This window comes from Kribbella swartbergensis (assembly GCF_054784135.1).
This window is the reverse complement of record NZ_BAAGPM010000045.1, coordinates 1-602: the sequence shown is the minus strand read 5'-3', so window position 1 is coordinate 602 and position 602 is coordinate 1. Positions and strand designations below refer to the sequence as shown.

Genomic DNA, 602 nt, shown 5'->3' with positions numbered 1-602 from the left:
TGGTCGAGGGTATCTCCGGCTTTGCTGCCATCAACGGCTTCGAGGACCGAGAACCCGTCCTCCCCCCGATGTACCTGGCCGACGGCATCGCAGGCATCTACGGTGCCTCGGCCGCTATGATCGCTCTTCGGGAAGTGGAGCTGAAAGGCGGACAGGGTCAGGTCATCGACCTGCCGTTGCTCGATCCCCTTTTCGGCATCCTTGGCCCCCAATCGGCCAATTATCGCCTCACGGGCAAGGTCAAGCCGCGGACGGGTAGCCGCTCGACGAACTCGGCCCCGCGCAACGCCTACCGTTGCAAGGACGGAAGGTACGTCAGCCTCTCGGCATCGATCCAGAAGATGGCCGAGCGTCTGTTCCGCTCCATCGGTCGGCCCGACCTCGTCGACAACCCCAAGTTCAGGACGAATGCCGACCGGGTCAGGAACGCCGAGGAGCTGGACGCGATCATTGGCGCCTTCATCGCCGAGCGGACGCAGGCGGAGAACGTCGCCTTCTTCGAGGCTGCCGAGGTCACGATCGGCCCGATCTACGACACCTCTCAGATCCTCGAGGATCCGCACTTCATCAAGCGCGAGGTCGTTTCCGACTACCCTGACCCG

General features: G+C 63.6%; 1 protein-coding gene. It reads left to right on the top strand.

The annotated features are described in order from the left end of the window. A partial coding sequence (locus ACYVOK_RS34355; RefSeq protein WP_460666781.1) for a CoA transferase occupies positions 1–602 on the top strand: 602 nt, incomplete at both ends.